At 49.0% G+C, this 17005-nt stretch carries 17 protein-coding genes; 10 read left to right on the top strand and 7 right to left on the bottom strand.

What is annotated here, in order from left to right:
- Positions 1-43: 43 nt before the first annotated feature.
- The gene (locus EBA_RS13795; RefSeq protein ID WP_192375242.1) at positions 44-304 is read right to left on the bottom strand and encodes a twin transmembrane helix small protein; all 261 of its coding nucleotides are present in this window, start codon (positions 302-304) and stop codon (positions 44-46) included.
- A gap of 85 nt (positions 305-389) precedes the next feature.
- Here EBA_RS13795 and EBA_RS13790 point away from each other — a divergent pair, with 85 nt between their 5' ends.
- The 6 genes from EBA_RS13790 to EBA_RS13765 are packed head-to-tail and all read left to right on the top strand — an operon-like array spanning position 390 to position 5765.
- Positions 390-1142: an SURF1 family protein gene (locus EBA_RS13790; protein ID WP_192375241.1), complete on the top strand. Its 753-nt coding sequence runs from the start codon at positions 390-392 to the stop codon at positions 1140-1142.
- Between the two features lie 34 nt (positions 1143-1176).
- Complete coding sequence (locus tag EBA_RS13785; protein WP_225616281.1) at positions 1177-1713, top strand: hypothetical protein; 537 nt, start codon at positions 1177-1179, stop codon at positions 1711-1713.
- A gap of 4 nt (positions 1714-1717) precedes the next feature.
- Positions 1718-3688, top strand: coding sequence for a signal recognition particle-docking protein FtsY (gene ftsY / locus EBA_RS13780; protein WP_192375239.1), 1971 nt, complete (start codon positions 1718-1720; stop codon positions 3686-3688).
- A 19-nt stretch (positions 3689-3707) separates the two neighbouring features.
- Positions 3708-4364, top strand: a complete 657-nt coding sequence (gene ftsE, locus EBA_RS13775; RefSeq protein ID WP_192375238.1) for a cell division ATP-binding protein FtsE — start codon at positions 3708-3710, stop codon at positions 4362-4364.
- 2 nt (positions 4365-4366) lie between these two features.
- On the top strand, positions 4367-5329 hold the full coding sequence (ftsX, locus tag EBA_RS13770; RefSeq protein ID WP_192375237.1) for a permease-like cell division protein FtsX: 963 nt from the start codon (positions 4367-4369) through the stop codon (positions 5327-5329).
- A gap of 4 nt (positions 5330-5333) precedes the next feature.
- Entirely contained in the window at positions 5334-5765 is a 432-nt protein-coding gene (locus EBA_RS13765) for a YcgN family cysteine cluster protein (protein ID WP_192375236.1), read from the top strand.
- A 70-nt stretch (positions 5766-5835) separates the two neighbouring features.
- Here EBA_RS13765 and EBA_RS13760 read toward each other — a convergent pair whose 3' ends face one another.
- Both EBA_RS13760 and EBA_RS13755 read right to left on the bottom strand, forming a co-directional pair.
- Complete coding sequence (locus tag EBA_RS13760; protein ID WP_324615355.1) at positions 5836-6195, bottom strand: hypothetical protein; 360 nt, start codon at positions 6193-6195, stop codon at positions 5836-5838.
- Between the two features lies 1 nt (position 6196).
- On the bottom strand, positions 6197-6382 hold the full coding sequence (locus EBA_RS13755; RefSeq protein ID WP_192375235.1) for a hypothetical protein: 186 nt from the start codon (positions 6380-6382) through the stop codon (positions 6197-6199).
- Positions 6383-6960: 578 nt separating this feature from the next.
- Here EBA_RS13755 and EBA_RS13750 point away from each other — a divergent pair.
- Entirely contained in the window at positions 6961-7500 is a 540-nt protein-coding gene (locus tag EBA_RS13750; RefSeq protein WP_192375234.1) for a copper resistance protein NlpE, read from the top strand.
- 161 nt (positions 7501-7661) lie between these two features.
- Here the strand turns inward: EBA_RS13750 and EBA_RS13745 are convergent, their stop codons facing one another.
- Positions 7662-8201 carry a gamma carbonic anhydrase family protein gene (locus tag EBA_RS13745; protein WP_192375233.1) on the bottom strand — a complete coding sequence of 180 codons (540 nt, stop codon included), beginning with the start codon at positions 8199-8201 and terminating at the stop codon, positions 7662-7664.
- 80 nt (positions 8202-8281) lie between these two features.
- On the opposite strand from EBA_RS13745, the gene EBA_RS13740 reads away from it, so the two are divergent.
- The 3 genes from EBA_RS13740 to EBA_RS13730 all read left to right on the top strand — a co-directional run bounded on the left by EBA_RS13740 (position 8282) and on the right by EBA_RS13730 (position 13476).
- Entirely contained in the window at positions 8282-9292 is a 1011-nt protein-coding gene (locus EBA_RS13740) for an SPFH domain-containing protein (protein ID WP_192375232.1), read from the top strand.
- Between the two features lies 1 nt (position 9293).
- The gene (locus EBA_RS13735) at positions 9294-9965 is read left to right on the top strand and encodes a TFIIB-type zinc ribbon-containing protein (protein ID WP_192375231.1); all 672 of its coding nucleotides are present in this window, start codon (positions 9294-9296) and stop codon (positions 9963-9965) included.
- A 163-nt stretch (positions 9966-10128) separates the two neighbouring features.
- Positions 10129-13476, top strand: coding sequence for a VPA1262 family protein (locus EBA_RS13730; RefSeq protein WP_192375230.1), 3348 nt, complete (start codon positions 10129-10131; stop codon positions 13474-13476).
- Positions 13477-14035: 559 nt separating this feature from the next.
- Here the strand turns inward: EBA_RS13730 and EBA_RS13725 are convergent.
- The 3 genes from EBA_RS13725 to EBA_RS13715 all read right to left on the bottom strand — a co-directional run bounded on the left by EBA_RS13725 (position 14036) and on the right by EBA_RS13715 (position 16763).
- Positions 14036-14578, bottom strand: a complete 543-nt coding sequence (locus EBA_RS13725) for a hypothetical protein (RefSeq protein WP_192375229.1) — start codon at positions 14576-14578, stop codon at positions 14036-14038.
- Between the two features lie 73 nt (positions 14579-14651).
- Entirely contained in the window at positions 14652-16094 is a 1443-nt protein-coding gene (gene nhaD, locus EBA_RS13720) for a sodium:proton antiporter NhaD (RefSeq protein WP_192375228.1), read from the bottom strand.
- Positions 16095-16178: 84 nt separating this feature from the next.
- On the bottom strand, positions 16179-16763 hold the full coding sequence (locus EBA_RS13715) for a MarR family winged helix-turn-helix transcriptional regulator (protein ID WP_192375227.1): 585 nt from the start codon (positions 16761-16763) through the stop codon (positions 16179-16181).
- Positions 16764-17005: the final 242 nt, after the last annotated feature.

Here is a 17005-nt window from a genome sequence, read left to right as displayed (position 1 = left end):
AAAAGCGCGGTCTTTGCGGATCGCGCTTTTTTTTTGTCGATTCTTAAGGGTTTGAGGTTGCTGTCGGCTGGTTTTGATTGGCATGCATGCGCGCGCCAATGCCGTGAGGTTGAATCATGCCGCTGGCGTACGCGATGAACAGGAGGATAAACAAAGCCAGCGAAAGACCGATGCGCATGGTCAATGCCTTAGCGGTTTTCGCGGAATCCTTGTCTTCCTTGTGTCTGACAATATGAAACAGCGCGGAACCAAGACTAATGACGATGGCCAGGAATGCGACGATAGTGAGCGTTTTGATGAGCATGGCGGCGACAATAAATAAAAACCTGCATTCTCGGTGATTCGGGTACGCTTGCCAATAGCACATATCCACACAGGAGCTTACACCTATGATCAAATTTAGTACGTGGGGTATCGAATTTCGCTGTTCGTTACTGGCATTGAGCGGATATTTGCTGTTATTCGGCTTATTGTGCAGCTTGGGATTTTGGCAGTTGGGACGCGGCGAACAGAAGACGGTTTTACTGGCGCAGCAACAAGCGGCTGCCAATGCTGAGGCCTTGGATTTGGGCCGGCAAACCGAAATCGATAAAGATGTTTTACGTTATCGACCCGTTTTAGTGACTGGTCATTACGATGTCAGTCATCAGGTTTTGGTTGATAACCAGATTCTAAACGGCAAACCCGGTTATCTGGTATTGACACCGTTTTTGCCCGATGGCGGCATGCCTAGCATATTAGTTAACCGCGGCTGGGTCGCGTTGGGTGCCTCGCGTGAAGTGTTGCCGGATATCGGTATCAGCGTGGCCGCCCAGCAAGTGCAGGGCAGAATCAACCATTTTCCCGAGCCTGGTATCAAATTAAAGGGGGCGGAAATTCCTGGAGAAACTTGGCCGGTCAGAGTGCAAATTGTCGATAGCAAGCTCTTGGCAGACAAACTGGGCTACGCCTTGGCCGATTATCAGATTGAACTGGATCCGGCTCAGCCCGAGGGCTATCAGCGGCAATGGAAGATTGCTGTCGCAATCCCGCCTGAAAAACATAGGGCCTATGCAGTACAATGGTTTGGATTGGCGCTGACCTTAACAGCCCTATTTATTTGGATCAGTAGTCGAAAAATACACCGTGGAAAATCAATTTAAAAAAAACCGCATTACCATCTTAGTGATATTTGCTATGTCCATCGTTCCCTTTGGATTTGCATTTTTTTTGGCGAAAAATCCTGATATCGTCAAGCTAGGCACCAATAATGGCGTACTAATCAACCCGCCGCAAGTGACGTCAGCCGAAGAGTTTTCCGGGTACGATACATTCTCCGCGCAAAACATGCAGGAGTTGAAGGGCCACTGGGTATTGGTCAATCCGGTGACCAAGGATTGCGAGGAAACGTGTCGGGATGCCTTGTATAAATCTCATCAACTGACATTAATGATGGGTAAGGATATTGCCCGGATTCGTCGTTTGGCGGTGCTGTTTGACAAAACTTATCAGCTGCCGGCCGAATGGCGCGACGATGGTCGTTTATTAAAAGCCTTGCCGGCCGCCTCATTGCAGGAAAAATTAACACAATTAAGCGCGCAGCCCTTGCCGGAAGGCATGCTGATAATCATGGATCCATTGGGGAACCTGATGATGCAATATGCCCCAGGTTACGATCCTTACCAAGTAAAAAGCGACTTAAACAAGTTACTCAGAATTTCACAAATCGGTTAGAAATATGTTCAGAAAATTGACCCTGTGCTGCGCGTTTTTGGCGTTGCTAGTTATTGTTGTCGGCGCCTACGTTCGACTAACCCACGCCGGTTTGGGCTGTCCGGATTGGCCTGGCTGTTACGGCAAGGCTTTCGTCAGCGACAGCGCGGAATTTAAAGCCGAAGCCGCCGCAGCATTTCCGCAATACGCCGTAGATACCGCAAAAGCCTGGAAAGAGATGGCCCACCGCTACTTAGCTGGTGGCTTGGCAGTGTTGGTATTGATCTGGTTTGGACTGGCGTGGAAGGAAAAACCGCGTTCGCCTGCGGTGATGCTGACTGCATTGGTAATGTTATTGATTGTTGGCCAAGCCGGTTTAGGCATGTGGGCGGTTACCTCGGGCACTCGGCCTGGCGTGGTGACGGCACATCTATTATTGGGTTTTTTCACGTTTTGGACTTTAGGCTGGAGTTATTTGCGTCTTAATCCGGTCGCCGAGTTAAGGCAGGTTCGTTCCGGGCCTGTAATATTGACCGGTTTGGCGATGCTGGTATTGCTGGTGCAGATTGTGTTGGGCGGCTGGGTCAGTAGCAATTATGCCGGATTAGCGTGTAGCGATTTTCCGCGTTGTAATGGTGAATGGTTACCAGGGGCCGATTATCTGAGCATTTTGGATCTGTTCAGAGATAACGGTCTTTCGGCCGACGCGAAAATGGCAATCCAAGCGCTGCATCGGGTCTTGGCGGCATTTACTTTTGTGGTCCTCAGCGCCTTGATGTTGTCCGCTACGTCGGAACGTTACCCAAAACCGGTGCGTTTGGCAGGGAATATCCTGAGTCTCCTGTTATTGGTGCAGATCTTACTAGGGATTTTTAGCGTCAAATACCAGCTGCCGTTGGCATTGGCTGTTGCGCATAACGCGGTAGCGGCCGTGCTGATGTTGCCCTTGTTGGGAATTTTGTTTTACAGCCGTTACAGCCCAGGAGTCGAGGATAAAAGCCTAACCCTCGAAGCCGCCGAGAAGGTTCCAGCCGAACAGGTGCCTGTAGTAGAAGTACCGCAGGTCAGCAGTGACGGTTCCTTATATTTGCGTTTAACTACCCAGCTGAAAAAGACCAGAATGGGTCTAGGCGGGGTGTTGAGCAGTTTGGCATTCGGGCATAAAGCGGTTACTAAGGAGTTGTTGGCGGACATCGAAGCCCAGTTGTTGATGGCTGATTTGGGTATCGAAACCACCACGCAATTGATCAAACAGCTGACCGATAGTTTGGAACGCGATCAGCTCAGCGATGGCCAAGTATTGAGCCAAACCTTGAAGCAAAATTTATTAGCCATGCTGGAACCCTGCAGTTTGCCGCTGCGAATTCCGCAGCAGGATGGGCCGTTCGTGATTCTGGTGGTCGGTGTTAACGGTGCAGGCAAGACGACCTCGATTGGTAAACTGGCCAAACGCTTGCAACAACAAGGCCATAGCGTGATGTTGGCGGCAGGCGATACCTTTAGGGCGGCGGCGGTCGAGCAGTTGCAAGCCTGGGGCGAGCGTAACGATATACAAGTGGTGGCGCAGCACACCGGGGCCGATTCCGCCTCGGTTATTTTCGATGCCTTGCAATCAGCTAAAGCTAAAGGGATAGATGTGTTGATCGCCGATACCGCCGGCCGATTGCATACCAAGTCCAACCTGATGGACGAATTGAAAAAAATCAAACGTATCATGACCAAGCTGGACGAGTCCGCGCCGCACGAAGTGTTACTGATACTGGATGCCGGCACCGGGCAGAATGCCTTGTCGCAGGCTAAACTATTCAACGAAGCAGTGGAACTGACCGGTATCGCGTTAACCAAGCTGGACGGTACCGCCAAGGGCGGCATTATTTTCGCGCTAGCCAATCAACTGCATATTCCCATTCGTTTTATCGGCGTGGGCGAGCAGATCGATGATTTACAGGATTTCAATGCGCAAAATTTTGTCGATGCCTTATTTGTTCAAGAATGAAGTGTAACAGACTGATCCCATGTTGAGATTTGAACACGTAAGTAAACGCTATCCCGACGCCGGCGAGGCCTTGATCGACGTCAGCTTTCACTTGCAACGCGGCGAAATGGCATTTTTAACCGGCCGTTCCGGCGCGGGCAAGAGTACCTTGCTGAAGTTGATCGCGATGATGGAGCAATGTACGCGCGGTAGCGTTTCGCTGGACGGTCAAGACATTAGTCGTATCGGCGAGCGGAAAATACCCTATATGCGCCGCAATTTGGGCCTGATTTTTCAGGATTACAAGCTGCTAAATGATAGAACCGTGTTTGACAACGTGGCCTTGCCTTTGGTGGTCTCGGGTTACAACCATCAAGAAGTGGCGCGGCGAGTGCGGGCGTCTTTGGATAAAGTGGGTTTATTGGGTAAGGAAAAGAAACATCCCTTGGCCCTATCCGGTGGGGAGCAACAGCGCGTGGGTATCGCCCGAGCGATTGTCAACAAGCCCAAATTAATTCTGGCCGACGAGCCGACCGGTAACCTGGACCCCGATCTGTCCGCCGAAGTAATGTTCATGTTCGAGCAATTCAAACAAGTCGGAGTGACGGTGTTGATTGCCAGCCACAATATAGAGTTGATTAATCATCTCGGCCATCGAGTGTTGACGCTCGATAAAGGTCATTTGATAGCGAGTTGACGATGAAACAGAATCACCGCAAACAAAGCGGCAGCAGGTTGGGGGAGTTATTCCATGCCTATTTACTTAATCACGCGCATGGTCTGTTTTCCAGCCTGGGCCGATTAAGTCGCACGCCTTTTACCTCTGCTATGACTATCCTGGTACTGGCGATCGCCATTTCCCTGGCCAGCAGCTTTTATATCGTCGTGGCCAACATCCAGCAGTTGACGGGTAATCTAGAGTCCAGCAATCAGATGTCCTTGTTTTTGCATGACAACATTAGCGATGCGGCCGGGCAGAAACTCGCCGAGCAAATACAGCAAAACGGTAGTGTCATGGAAGTTAAATTCATCAGTAAGAAACAAGCGCTGGAGGAGTTTAAAGCCAATAGCGGATTCAGCGATGCCTTGAATGCGCTGGAACGCAATCCATTACCGAGTGTGATTCAAGTAGTGCCGAAAAACGCGCTGGAAAACAACGAAGACATCGAGAAATTGATGGCCGATTTTAAACAATTCCCGCAAGTCGATTTCGTGCAAGTCGATATGCAATGGGTGGCGCGCTTGCAAACCATCATGTTGATTGCCAGCCGCGGCGTGATGCTGGTTAGCCTATTACTGGGATTTGCGGTGACTTTTATTACCGGCAATACCATTAGGCTGGAGCTGCAAAATCGCCAGGATGAAGTGTTTATTTCCAAATTGGTTGGCGCTACCCATGCGTTTATCCAGCGTCCGTTTTTGTACACCGGTTTTTGGCTGGGTTTTATCTCGGGTTTTCTGGGCTGGCTGATCATGACGATCATGCTATTGATCTTGGAAACGCCGGTAGAGAAGCTATCGACTTTGTATAACAGTTCGTTCGATTTACTGTTTTTGAGTTTCTCAGAGTTTATTTTGCTACTGATGATCTCGTCAGTATTGGCAGTACTCGGTTCCTGGGCCGTGTTGCATTATCAACTGCGTCAACTCAAACCCCAATAAAGTCGTGAAATTCTGGGAAACGAAAACCCTGACGCAAATGAGCACGGAAGAGTGGGAATCGCTGTGCGATAACTGCGGTAAGTGTTGTTTGAACAAGCTGGAAGACGAAGACACCGGCGAAATCGCTTTTACCAGCGTGGCTTGCGATTTGATCGATCTGGAAACCTGCCGCTGCACCCATTACAGCGAACGCTGCACATTGGTGCCGGAGTGTATCGATTTGAAGCAGCATGATTTTGCTGAGTACAACTGGTTGCCTTCGACCTGTGCGTATCGCTTATTAACCGATGGCGAATCTTTACCCAGCTGGCATCCCTTGCTGACCGGCACTAGCGAATCGGTGAAAGACGCGGGAATATCTATTGGCAGTTATGCCATCAAAGAGTCGCAAGTTATCGATATGGAAGACCACATTATCGAATGGTTGCAACCTTGAGTAGGGGCAGGTTGGGCCGCCGGTAACCCTGGTTTTCCGGCGACGTCAAATTTGAAGCGTGCGGGATTGCTTATCCTTTGCCAGGCAACATTCCTACAGTGCCTGGCTTAATCCGTTTGCAACTAACCACTACATCTTCCTGACGGCATTTGGCTTCCTGTGGATTGCTACAGGTATCGCAAGCCGTGTTACCCGCGCTTTTTATCTCGTCAACATGCCAACCGTAACCTTGGGATTGGCAGAATTTCTTGCTGAATCTGTCGATATTGTAGCTTTTGGCAGCATTTTCCTTCGCTTTGCTCTCTACTTGGCAGTGCTCGGGTGCCAGAGTGTTCGCCATTATGTCGCGATAAATATATTCGGTAGCTTGGACGGGGCTGGTCAACAATAAAGAGGCTAACAGGGTGCCGATAAAAGTTATTTTCATCATATTAATCCTCGCGGTTGCTGATGACGCGGATATTCATTAAGCGATTTTCTTCGGCAATTTGATCCTTGATGGGCGCAAATTTGTCGTTTTCGCTCATTTTGACTGCCAAGATGGCGCCAACGACCACCGCAGTAGCCAACACCACATACAACACGAAGTTATCTTTTTCTTGTTTTACTTCTGTCATGGTTTTACCTCTTGAAATAGTATATCGGTCAGTGCCCCACCGAATTTGAAATGAAAAACCTGTTCGCCCCGTATCAGGGCCGGCACTGATTTGATGTCAATCGACGCGATTTTTTCGATACTAATTGCGTGCCCGCTTCGCCGAGCAAGATCGAATTTTTCGCTGACCGGATTGAATACATCAGCCAGGAATTGCGTTACACCTCCATATGAGGAGTTCCGGTCTGAAAAAGACTGAATTAGGCATTGCCGACCCGCTCTTTGGTAGCGAATCGAAACAATAAAAGAAACGAGCGAGCTTGTCAAACAAATATCGTATCAACATCATGAGTTTGAGGGTTTTTGCGCATACAGCCCCCGCAAATAACGCTGAGGTTTTGCGCGATTAGCGAATAGTGCAAGCGTGCCTAGTGCGGTTCGGCTCGATCAATAAGTGGGGCTTTATGTGAAAAGTCTGGCAATAGGAAGGCTTATTGGAGATAGAATATCTGCCCGGTTGAAATTAGCGATTAAGCTGGTACTCTTCAGCCTTACTTGCTTTTGTCTTACTACATTACTTACAGAACAGAAAGATCTCATATGCAAACATTAACTAGAAAAATTAAAAAACATGTGACTTTGATTCTTTTGAGTGCATTGCTTCCGGCTCTCAACCCGGCTTGGGCGGAGTCCGATAAGCAGCTCCAGGAAAAAACTCTCAAAGCGCGGGAAATGAGCCATCAGAAAACCATGGATCATTCCGCTCATTTAAATCAGGCGGATGAAACAGAAGGCTTTCGTGGGGTTTTTTATGGCTATCTGCCGTGTAAAGAAAAAGATTGCGATGGTTTCAAAATGACCTTGTCTTTGAAACAAAAGAACAATTACTTATTGGTAACCCAATACGCAAAATCCTCTTCTCGAGAGTTTTACGAAAAAGGTAAGTACGAGTGGGATGACAAAACCCACATACTGTCGTTAACCTCCAATAAAAACGATCTGAATCGCAAATTTAGTATTAAAGACGAAGGGACGTTGATTCAGCTGAATAGCGATGGCACGCCCATGCTTGGCGACCAGGACGACTACACGCTGGCAAGAAGTGATAAATCCAAATCTAGGGAAGTGCACATTCACTAGGGAATGCTAGCATAGAGTGAGTTCTCGCTGATACGGTGCAAAGCGCTAGCCGGTATGCTATTTCAAGCCGGCTAGTGGACAAGATTTAGAGTATTCGACGTAAAAGTCGGGTGTAGTTAACGGCTGTTTTCTGACAACGCATCTTCGACTATTAGCCTTGCTTAGATAGCGGATTCGGTCAAATAGTCGTTTTTCAACTTCACGTAATGTTTGGCTGAATATTCCAGAAAGTTTTTTTCAGAGTCGGTCAAGGCGCGCATTTGTTTGGCGGGTGTGCCGACATATAAAAAACCGCCTTCCAGCTTTTTGCCAGGCGGCACCAACGCACCGGCACCCAACATCACATAATCCCCCAGCTCGGCATCGTCCATCACAATCGCACCTATGCCGATAAGGCAATAATCGCCTATCGTACAGGCATGCACGACGGCTCGATGGCCGATAGTGACGCCTTTGCCGATTGTTAAGGGATGGCCTTGCGGCGAATAGTCGCCGGCGTGGGAGACGTGCAATACCGAGCCGTCCTGAACGTTAGTACCGGCGCCGATGGTGATGGTTTCCACATCGCCGCGTATCACCGTGCTTGGCCACACCGAGACATCGTCACCGATTTTCACATCACCGATCACGACCGCTGCTTCGTCGATATACACGTTGTTGCCGACCTTAGGTTGTTTGCCTTTATATCTTCTGATTGCCACCACAACTCCTGTTTTTTGCCATACTTAAACCGCGATGTTACGCAATTAATCAATTCTTCTCCAGTCCAGCGAGGGTCATAATGGCATTTATAGACGGTATCAAACGGCAACTACGTTCGGTTATCGAATGGGAAAATCCCGACCCCTATCTGTTGCTGGCGCAATGGACTGAAAACGGCGACGAAATCAAAAATGCCTCCAAATTAATCGTCGGTCCGGGGCAGGGCTGTATTTTCGTCTATCAGGGCCAGGTCAAGGCGATTATCGAAGAACAATGTATGATCAATTTAGAGACCGATAACGTACCGTTTTGGACCACAATCAAGAAATTCATGCAGTTTTTCGAGAGCGAGCATAAGGTAGGGATTTATTTCTTCCGTAAAACCAAGATTCTCGATCAGAAATGGGGCACCACCTCGCCAATTAAATATCAGGACCCCAAATATCATTTCCCGGTCGCTTTAAAAGCTTACGGCAACTACAGCTATCAGATCGCCGATCCCGGAGATTTTTTCGTCAATATCGTCGGCAGCAATAACCAGATGCGTATAGACGATTTTCGCAACATTCTTTCCGCGCGGATCATCAATCCCATTTCGGATTATCTGGCGGAATGTCAGCATAGTTTTGCCGACATCGACGCCAACCGCGACGAAATAGCCCGAGGCATAGCCATCAAACTGGCCATCGTGTTTCGTAAACTGGGTTTTAGTATTAGCGATTTTCGTATCGAAGGTACTGATTTTGATGAAGATACCTTGCGCCGCATTAATCGTATTGCCGATCTGACCGCTGAAGCGCAAGCCGCGCAAGCGGTGGGTCTGGATTATGCCAAGGTGCAACAGCTGGATGCCTTACGCGACGCCGCTCGCAATGAAGGCGGCGGCGCCGGGCTTGGTATGGGAATGGGCGCCGGCATCGGGCTGGGGCAAAGCATGGCGCAATCGTTGGGTGCGGCGACCAATCAGGCCGTTGCTGATAGCAATCAAACTGTCGCCAAACTGACCGAATTGAAGCAGCTATTCGAAGCGCAGTTGATAACCGAGGCTGAATACGCCGCCAAGAAACAACAAATATTGGACAAGTTTTAGCATGGCCAACTGCAGCAGTTGTTCCGCACCCTTACCCGCCAACACGCAATATTGCAGTTATTGCGGGGTCCGCAATGACATTGATCTGTTAGGCAAGCATGACTATCAAGTCATCGATGCCACCAGCGAGCGAGTTTGTCCGGAATGTGAAAAAAGCCTGCAAACCATAAGTCTGGATGCCGCCGGTGCCTTGCATATCGAGCGTTGCGCCAACTGCTATGGCTTGTTTTTCGATCCCGGTGAAATAGAAACCTTGCTGGATAGCGCGGTAGCGCCGGTGGTGACTGTCAATTTGGAGTTGCTGAGCAACATCAACCAAGACCGCTATCCGAAAAATGCCACCGTAAAATACCTTAAATGCCCGGTGTGCCAGGTGTTAATGAATCGGGTGATCTACGGCTATCGCAGCGGTGTGATTATCGACCAATGCAGAAGCCATGGCATTTGGTTGGACGGCGGACAAATCAGTCATCTGCTGGAGTGGAAAAAGGCCGGCGGCCAAATTTTGAATCAGCAAAAAATCGCCGCCAAACAAGAAAAAGCCAGCTCCGAGCAATTCAAAAAAGCCTTTCGAAAAGACTATTCCCGGCCGCAACAAAGCTATGGCGAACAAAGCGTTGATAGCGATTTAGTGGCGTCGGTAGCTGAAGTGATATTCAAGATTTTTGAATAATGCATATTCCTTATTAAGCCTGCCACCCGGTCCGATTGAACACCGCACTGGGTTCGATGGGAACGGGTTAGTTATTATTGAGAACGGCTGAGTTTTCAATCGAACCTGATATTGGCATATCTTTAAAAACGGGGGCGATTCCAGAATAGGTGCCAACAATAGAATGCGAAAAATTACTCAGAAGAAACCGATGATTCCTGTACTAGATGACTTGCTCAACGATGGCCGGCTAACGCGGTTGTTTTCTGCAGATGATCACCACTGCGCACTGCAACTTTGGGTTTTGCAAATCAAATCCAAACAGTCGATTGAAAATCGTATCGTCTACGGTCGCCTACTTCCCTACAGCTATTCCAGTGAAGAGTGGTCCTTCAGTGACAACGATAAACTTCATCCCTTGGGGCAAGCCAAAGCGAAGATTACCCGCCTCAATCTTTATATCAAAAGTATCTACTGCGAAGACCTTCTTCGGCAGTTGAGCGCCGGACGAACCATCTCGGAAATCAGCGATAAACTGGCGCTCAAACTCTCGGCCAAATTAAGAAGACTGTTCGGAAACCTTGCACTCGCTGCAGATGAGTTAGTTTATCGGCCCGTTGCATATTTGTTTAACCGTGACGCACATGACCAACACGGACTCTCCAGTCCACATGGCGGAGCCGGCGCCCTCAGTGCTTCGATCACACAAGCCAATAAAGGGGCACTGTTCTGTCTAGGCCAAGACTATGACTTGGGTTTGACTGCATTGGTGGTCGAGCACCTTAGTGAAGATACTGGCTTGGAGTTTGGTGGTGTCGATGCCGCCCGATTTGGTGACCTGGAACTACTAGTTTTTCCGGCGCTGGACAACCTGGAACGGCCCTTATTGAACGTGAACTGGGCCGATGACTCGTTCGCCCTAATTGTTCGATTTAGTCCGATGCAGTTGCCTTATTTCAGCAGTTTCCAGTTCCGCCTGTGCATCACAAACGATAGCCAAGTCGTCTACTCAAGCATCGCTAAAGCGGAACCTGATGCGGAAAACATGTTTGACTGCAAATTCGAGCTGGACGAATCAATGCAGGCGATAGCCGACAGCACCGAGTTAGAGATATTCGGTTTCCGTGGTGATAATTCCCGTACAGGCACCCTATGTTGCAGGTGGCGCGTATATTATTTTCGAGAAATCCACTCTCAGGGGCATGTGGTAGGCCATGGGGCTAGTCCGGTTAAATTTGACTGGCTGGAAAAAACCACGCAGTCGCGCGATCCTGCACGGGTAAAGGCGGCTTTAACGATCAATCACGGTAATCTCGGATATAGCAACCTTATCGGCAGGCGTAACGATCCTTGGGCTCCAGCCAACCGCGATCTCGCATCCCTTTTTGCGCGACTCCATCCGCCGAAATCGGAGTGTCGGTTTTTTCTTCGCTGGGGGCAAAGCGACGGCGAGGGACTGCTGCAATTTGTAGAGTGGTTCAGGGCGCTGCTGACCAAATATCAGCAGTATCAGATGGTCATTTTCGATCCCTATTTCGAGGATGTCGGCTTGGGTCTGTTGTTTATCTGTGCGTCAGAGAAGGCCGACTATATCGTCTTCAGATCCTTGCCTAAACCAACCAGGGAAGATAAACCCATGCGGCGGAAATCAGACAATACTGCTCGGGATGGAATTAACAACTTACTGGCAAACTGCGAGCAAAACAGCCAACAAATGAAACGAGTGAAATTGCGCATTTACGGGTTAAAGGAAGGTCGACTGCATGATCGCTATATCCTGATCATGGGACAAGATAGCTTGCCGGTCGCAGGTTTCCATCTATCCAACTCGTTTCAGAAAGCCGCCGAAAATTACCCCTTATTGGTTACCCCGATTCCTTCCGATGTTCTGCTGAAAGTCGAGCAATACAAGTCCGAATTGTTGGAGGAAGCAGCAATAGCCTTGCAGCCTGCAGGCAAGACCACGAATCCCAGTATGAAGCTTCTCTTCGACTCCGAGGCATCGCCTACTGCTCGACCACGCTACGAACCGCTTCGTTTCCTCGAGAAGACCCAAGCAGGTAACGTATTAAGCGCATGGACTGGAGAATTGTCGCTACAAGGATTAAGCGGTGATTTGTTGAAGGAGAGGATGGCGTTGTTGGGTTTGCTCACAGATAATTCGCTCACACTGCCCGAGACCACAGGGCTGAAAAATTGCCTAGATCAGCAGGCAGATGATATCGCGGACTTTACGACAACTTGGGAAGTGCTCGGCAATATGCTTGCGCATTCGCGATTTGGGGACTATCGCTTTCCTGAACTCGAATCCGAACGTAAATTTAAGAAATTTCTATCACAGTTCCTTCAGGTATCGTTTGACAGTGCGCTTGACGAGCTGGATAGGGAATTAGCCGTGATTGATGCAAAATTCTTTCGAGAATCACTAACGGCACTGTTACATAGCCCCTATCACCTACATCATTTATCCCACCCAACAAAATACACAGCTTTAACTTGGCCGGAGTTCTTCGCCATTAAATTTCTATGGTGGTGCGCCCCAAACGCTCTGCTGGCAATCGCCGAAGTCCAAATGGCCGGCGTACCAGATGAGCCGCAGGGCTCGGACGCGATGCGGTTGTCACTATTGAGCCAGATCGTCGGCGAAATTTCACTATCGGCACAGTTTGAAATCAGCGAAGTACAACGGAGCCTTCTCGTTCGCAGCAACAATGGATTACTGCAATGGATGGGGCTAAATGCGATTGAAATAGAGCTGGAAAAGCCGGGAGGGCTTGCTAAAGTGCTTAATTTGGTCGCTGGCTTTACCTATCCGGAACGGGTAAGAACGCTAGGCTGGATGATTAACCATGCGGCAAAGAATGACAAGAAGGCTGAAATCTACAAAGGTTTAGTCCATGCGCTGCACGCGACTCTGCCGGAGAGCGTCCTAGCAGATGAACTAAAATGCCTGATCGACTCCATGCGCGGGCATATGCACCAACTTGCCTGGGCCGAGCCTTGGCTATTCCAGGATGTGGTATTTCCCTTATTGCAGAACGACCGCGTCAACACTGATGACGTCTGTGAAATCTGGGTTCAGGAGCTAAATGGCATGCTGGAACCACTACAGAAGGATCTACCTATTTTGTTTAACCGAGCGCGCGAAGGACAGATGACCAACATAGCCGCCTTCCTTTTCGCGTATAGCTGCCACGAGCAGCAGAAGGTCAGCTTAAAGTCGATGCAGGCGATCTTGAAGAAGCAACGGCAGATTGTGCAACAGCCTCTTGCTAGCACTTCGAGCTGGACACGTTGGGACACCTCTCTCACGATCTCGCTTTGGATATTGGCTTTTAGCAGATGGGCCGAATTCTACCTGCGCCAACGCGGCATGAATGACGGCGAATTGGAGCGATTGTCGCGGGACGCCAAAGAGGTAGTGATAGTCAGGCATATGGAGGAATGGTCTTCAGGGGGCGCTGGTCAACAGGGTGAGCTGGCTGCATTTCTCGACGAGGTGGAACAACTCCTGAAGTCAAGCGAGCATTAGTCGAACAGGGTAGCCATGGCGAACCTGTTAATGAATTTTCAATTGGAATACCTTACAAGATACGAAGTGCGGGCACCTAAATTTGGATTTTGAAACGAACTAGGTAATTTGACATCATTGGCAGGGCCCTAGGATGTACTGAACAGCGTGAAGCGCATCCGCTGCGAAACCTTGGAAACGAAACGTAAGCGAGTAAAGGTTGTGTAGTCCCCGGAAGCCGTAGCGCCGGGCGGTTTTTCGATTAGAAAAACTGCAAGGCATCGCGGTACGGCGTCGAATCATGCGAGAGCCAAGGCTTTGATCCCCTTGTTGGGTCAAAGCCGAGGTGACGCGGACGGCCAAGGCCGCCGAAGGCAATCACCGTGACGGTGTAGGCGTGATTATTCACTCAGGGATGGTGAATAATCTTTACCGCCGGAAGCCGACACACGCCGATATACCAAGCTTTTAGCGTATTAATGATCACCCTTAACGATCATGAAAACACCGGGTTACCCCAGCAAATGAAAGCCGTGTGACGATGACTTTCACCGTAGCGTTTAGAAAAACTTTACCGAAATTAATCATCTGCATGCCGGCGTGATAAGCCTATGATCAATGCGCTGACAATGACCATGACTGCAAGCGCTACGCATGCCCACATAAAAGGATTAACGTAGCCAATAATGATGGTGCAGCCGATGAGAAAAAAACCGAGCAGGCTAAATTGCCAACCAATGTGATAGCCATCCAGCATGGTGGACAATCCCAAAATCAGTAAAATCACCAGGTCTGCGCTGAGCCCTTGCAGTTGCCCTGATTTATTCAATAAAGAAGCGGCACCGACCGCGATAATCGTATGAAACCAATGCATCGCTTGCGACTTGAGAATATCGCCAAAATCGACGTCTTTGCGCTTGGTTTGCAACCAGGAAACGAACACCGACAACACTCCAAACACGAATACCATCAAAAGCCAATAGCCATAGCCATCGTCTGGGGAAAAATCAGTGATGAAAATGCCCCCAAGCGATAACAGGATAAGCAGAACAAAAACGCTACCCTCTATCCAAAAATGGCGTTTGCTTGAGGTTTCATCTGTCAGTATTTCATCGTCATACATGTTTGTAGTTCCTGATCTTGGTCTGGTGAATGGATGGTTTATTTGTCGATTAGACAAGCTGTTCTCGACCCAGTTAAAAAAGAGGCATATTCATTAAAAAATGCACTCCGATGCTGCCTAAATAGCCCAGTGCGATGATCGGAGCCCATTTTAAGTGGATCATGAAGGTGTATACGCCTTTGGCTTGTCCCATTAACGCCACGCCTGCCGCAGAGCCGACCGATAACAAGCTGCCGCCGACCCGGGCTGTCAGTGTCACCAATAACCATTGACCTTCCGACATTTCCGGATGCATGGCCAGGATTGCGAACATCACCGGGATGTTGTCGATCAAGGCCGAAATGACGCCCACCAGGATGTTGGCTGGCGTGGCACCGAGTTCACCATAAAGAAACTCGGATAAATGATGTAAGTAGCCGAGGAAATTCATACCGCCAACGCATAGCACAACACCATAAAAAAACAGTAGGGTATCCCACTCCATCCGTGCCAAATGATGGAAAACATCAAAGCGCAAACTATCCCCATCGGCGGCATTTGCTATTTCTTCGCCAGACATGGGGTCGAGACCTAATTCCGGTTCGTCGCGGTGAGTGATGTGCAGGAAATAGCCAAACAATTGCAGATAGGTTAAGCCGGCCATCATACCGACAGCAGCCGGCATCTGCAGGCTGTTTTGAAAGCCGACTGCCGTCAATACGGTGAGCAGGAATAACAAGACGATACGTTTAGCGCCTCGCCGCGTGACAACTTGGGCATGAATTGGTGCAGGCTGGGTTTGGGGAATGGCAAAGTGCATGATGGCAGCGGGAATCAGGAAGTTAACCACCGACGGCACGAATAACTTGAAAAACGCCCAGAATTCGATAATGCCTTTTTGCCAGACCATCAATGTGGTGATGTCGCCAAACGGGCAAAACGCACCACCCGCATTGGCTGCCACCACGGTATTGACGCAGGATATACCGACGAACTTGGGATTATCCTTCCCGACCGCCATGACGACTGCGCACATCAGCATGGCGGTCGTCATATTGTTGGATACCGAGGAGATGAAAAACGCCAGGATGCCGGTCACCCAAAACAGTTGGCGATAACTCAAGCCCTTGTTAACCAGCCAAGCCCGGAGGCTATCGAAAACTCGCCGCTCTTCCATGGCATTTATGTAAGCAATGGAGACGATCAGGAATAGCAATAATTCGCCATAGTCCAGGACATCGTGCCGAATCGCTGCCTCCGCTAAGGACGATAGTCCTCGATCCTTGTAGATCAGGGCAATGGCCACCCAAATCAGCGCTGCCGCCGCCATCATCGGCTTAGATTTACGCAGTTCGAGAACTTCTTCGAGCACCACGAACACATACGCCACAGCAAATAAGCCGATACACAGATAACCGACCCAATGTCCACTCAAGTCCAGGGATTGAGATACAGTCTCTGACAACACACTGGTTGGCAATAAAAATAGTCCGGCACCTGTTAATGAGCCGAGCAAAACCTTGTTTAAGTCTTTCATACAATTTTCCATCTCAGTATCACGTCCCAAGTTCATATTCCAACAGTATCACTGTTGTTGTATCTGTCGGGTTGGCCTAAATGTTCATACTTTCCTTTTGTGGGAGGGCGATTTTTTAGGTAGAGGATTAATGGGCAACATCGCCGCCTCGTCATCCTTGATTTTCATTTCTTTGACAAGTACGTCCAGATTCTTGGCAAGAGACTTGAGAACATTCTCCGGTAAGTCAAATAACGCGTGTTGCAATATGCCCTGAGGCGGCGTCGGCACTTGGTTTAGTAATTCAATACCATCCTGAGTCAAGGTCACCGTGACGACCCGCTGGTCCTCACTAACGCGTTCCCGCATGATCAATCCTTTTTTGGCCAATTTATCGAGCATATTGCTGGCGGTGGAATGATGAATCGACATCGCTTTGGCCAACTCGGTGACCTTCAATCCAGGCGTTTTTGACAATTCCCAAAGTGCCCAGAGTTGAGCGCTGGTGACCCCGCAATGCGTTTCAACCCATTGGGAATGTTGTTGAACGGCCTTAAAAATCAAGCGAAATTGTTTCAAGACCTCATAAGGCCATTGTTTGGAACTGTCGGTTTTGCTGGTTTGCAGTGCGGTTTTGTCCATTTCGTTACGATTTAAACGCGGCAAAATTGCCATTAAAAAAAACATCATTATCCACCAAAGAGCTAATGTGGTCAGGATGATTCCAACTGTCTGAGCGCTGTTATTTGGTTACTGGCTACAATACAATTCATGGGAAAACACAATGACACCTGCGCTCGTTTTTATATGTTGATGCAAACATTGTTTGCATCAACATTATGCAGTTATTATAATGCCCTCGGCAAGTCTAAGAACGGATCAACTGTTGTGAAGAGGCTTGATGTGGTTTCAAAAATTGAACATACGTTGAA

Origin of the sequence: Methylomonas albis (genome assembly GCF_014850955.1) — a bacterium.
Classification (GTDB): Bacteria; Pseudomonadota; Gammaproteobacteria; order Methylococcales; family Methylomonadaceae; genus Methylomonas; species Methylomonas albis.
The sequence above is the reverse complement of the archived record's forward strand: the minus strand, read 5'-3'. Positions and strand labels throughout refer to the sequence as shown.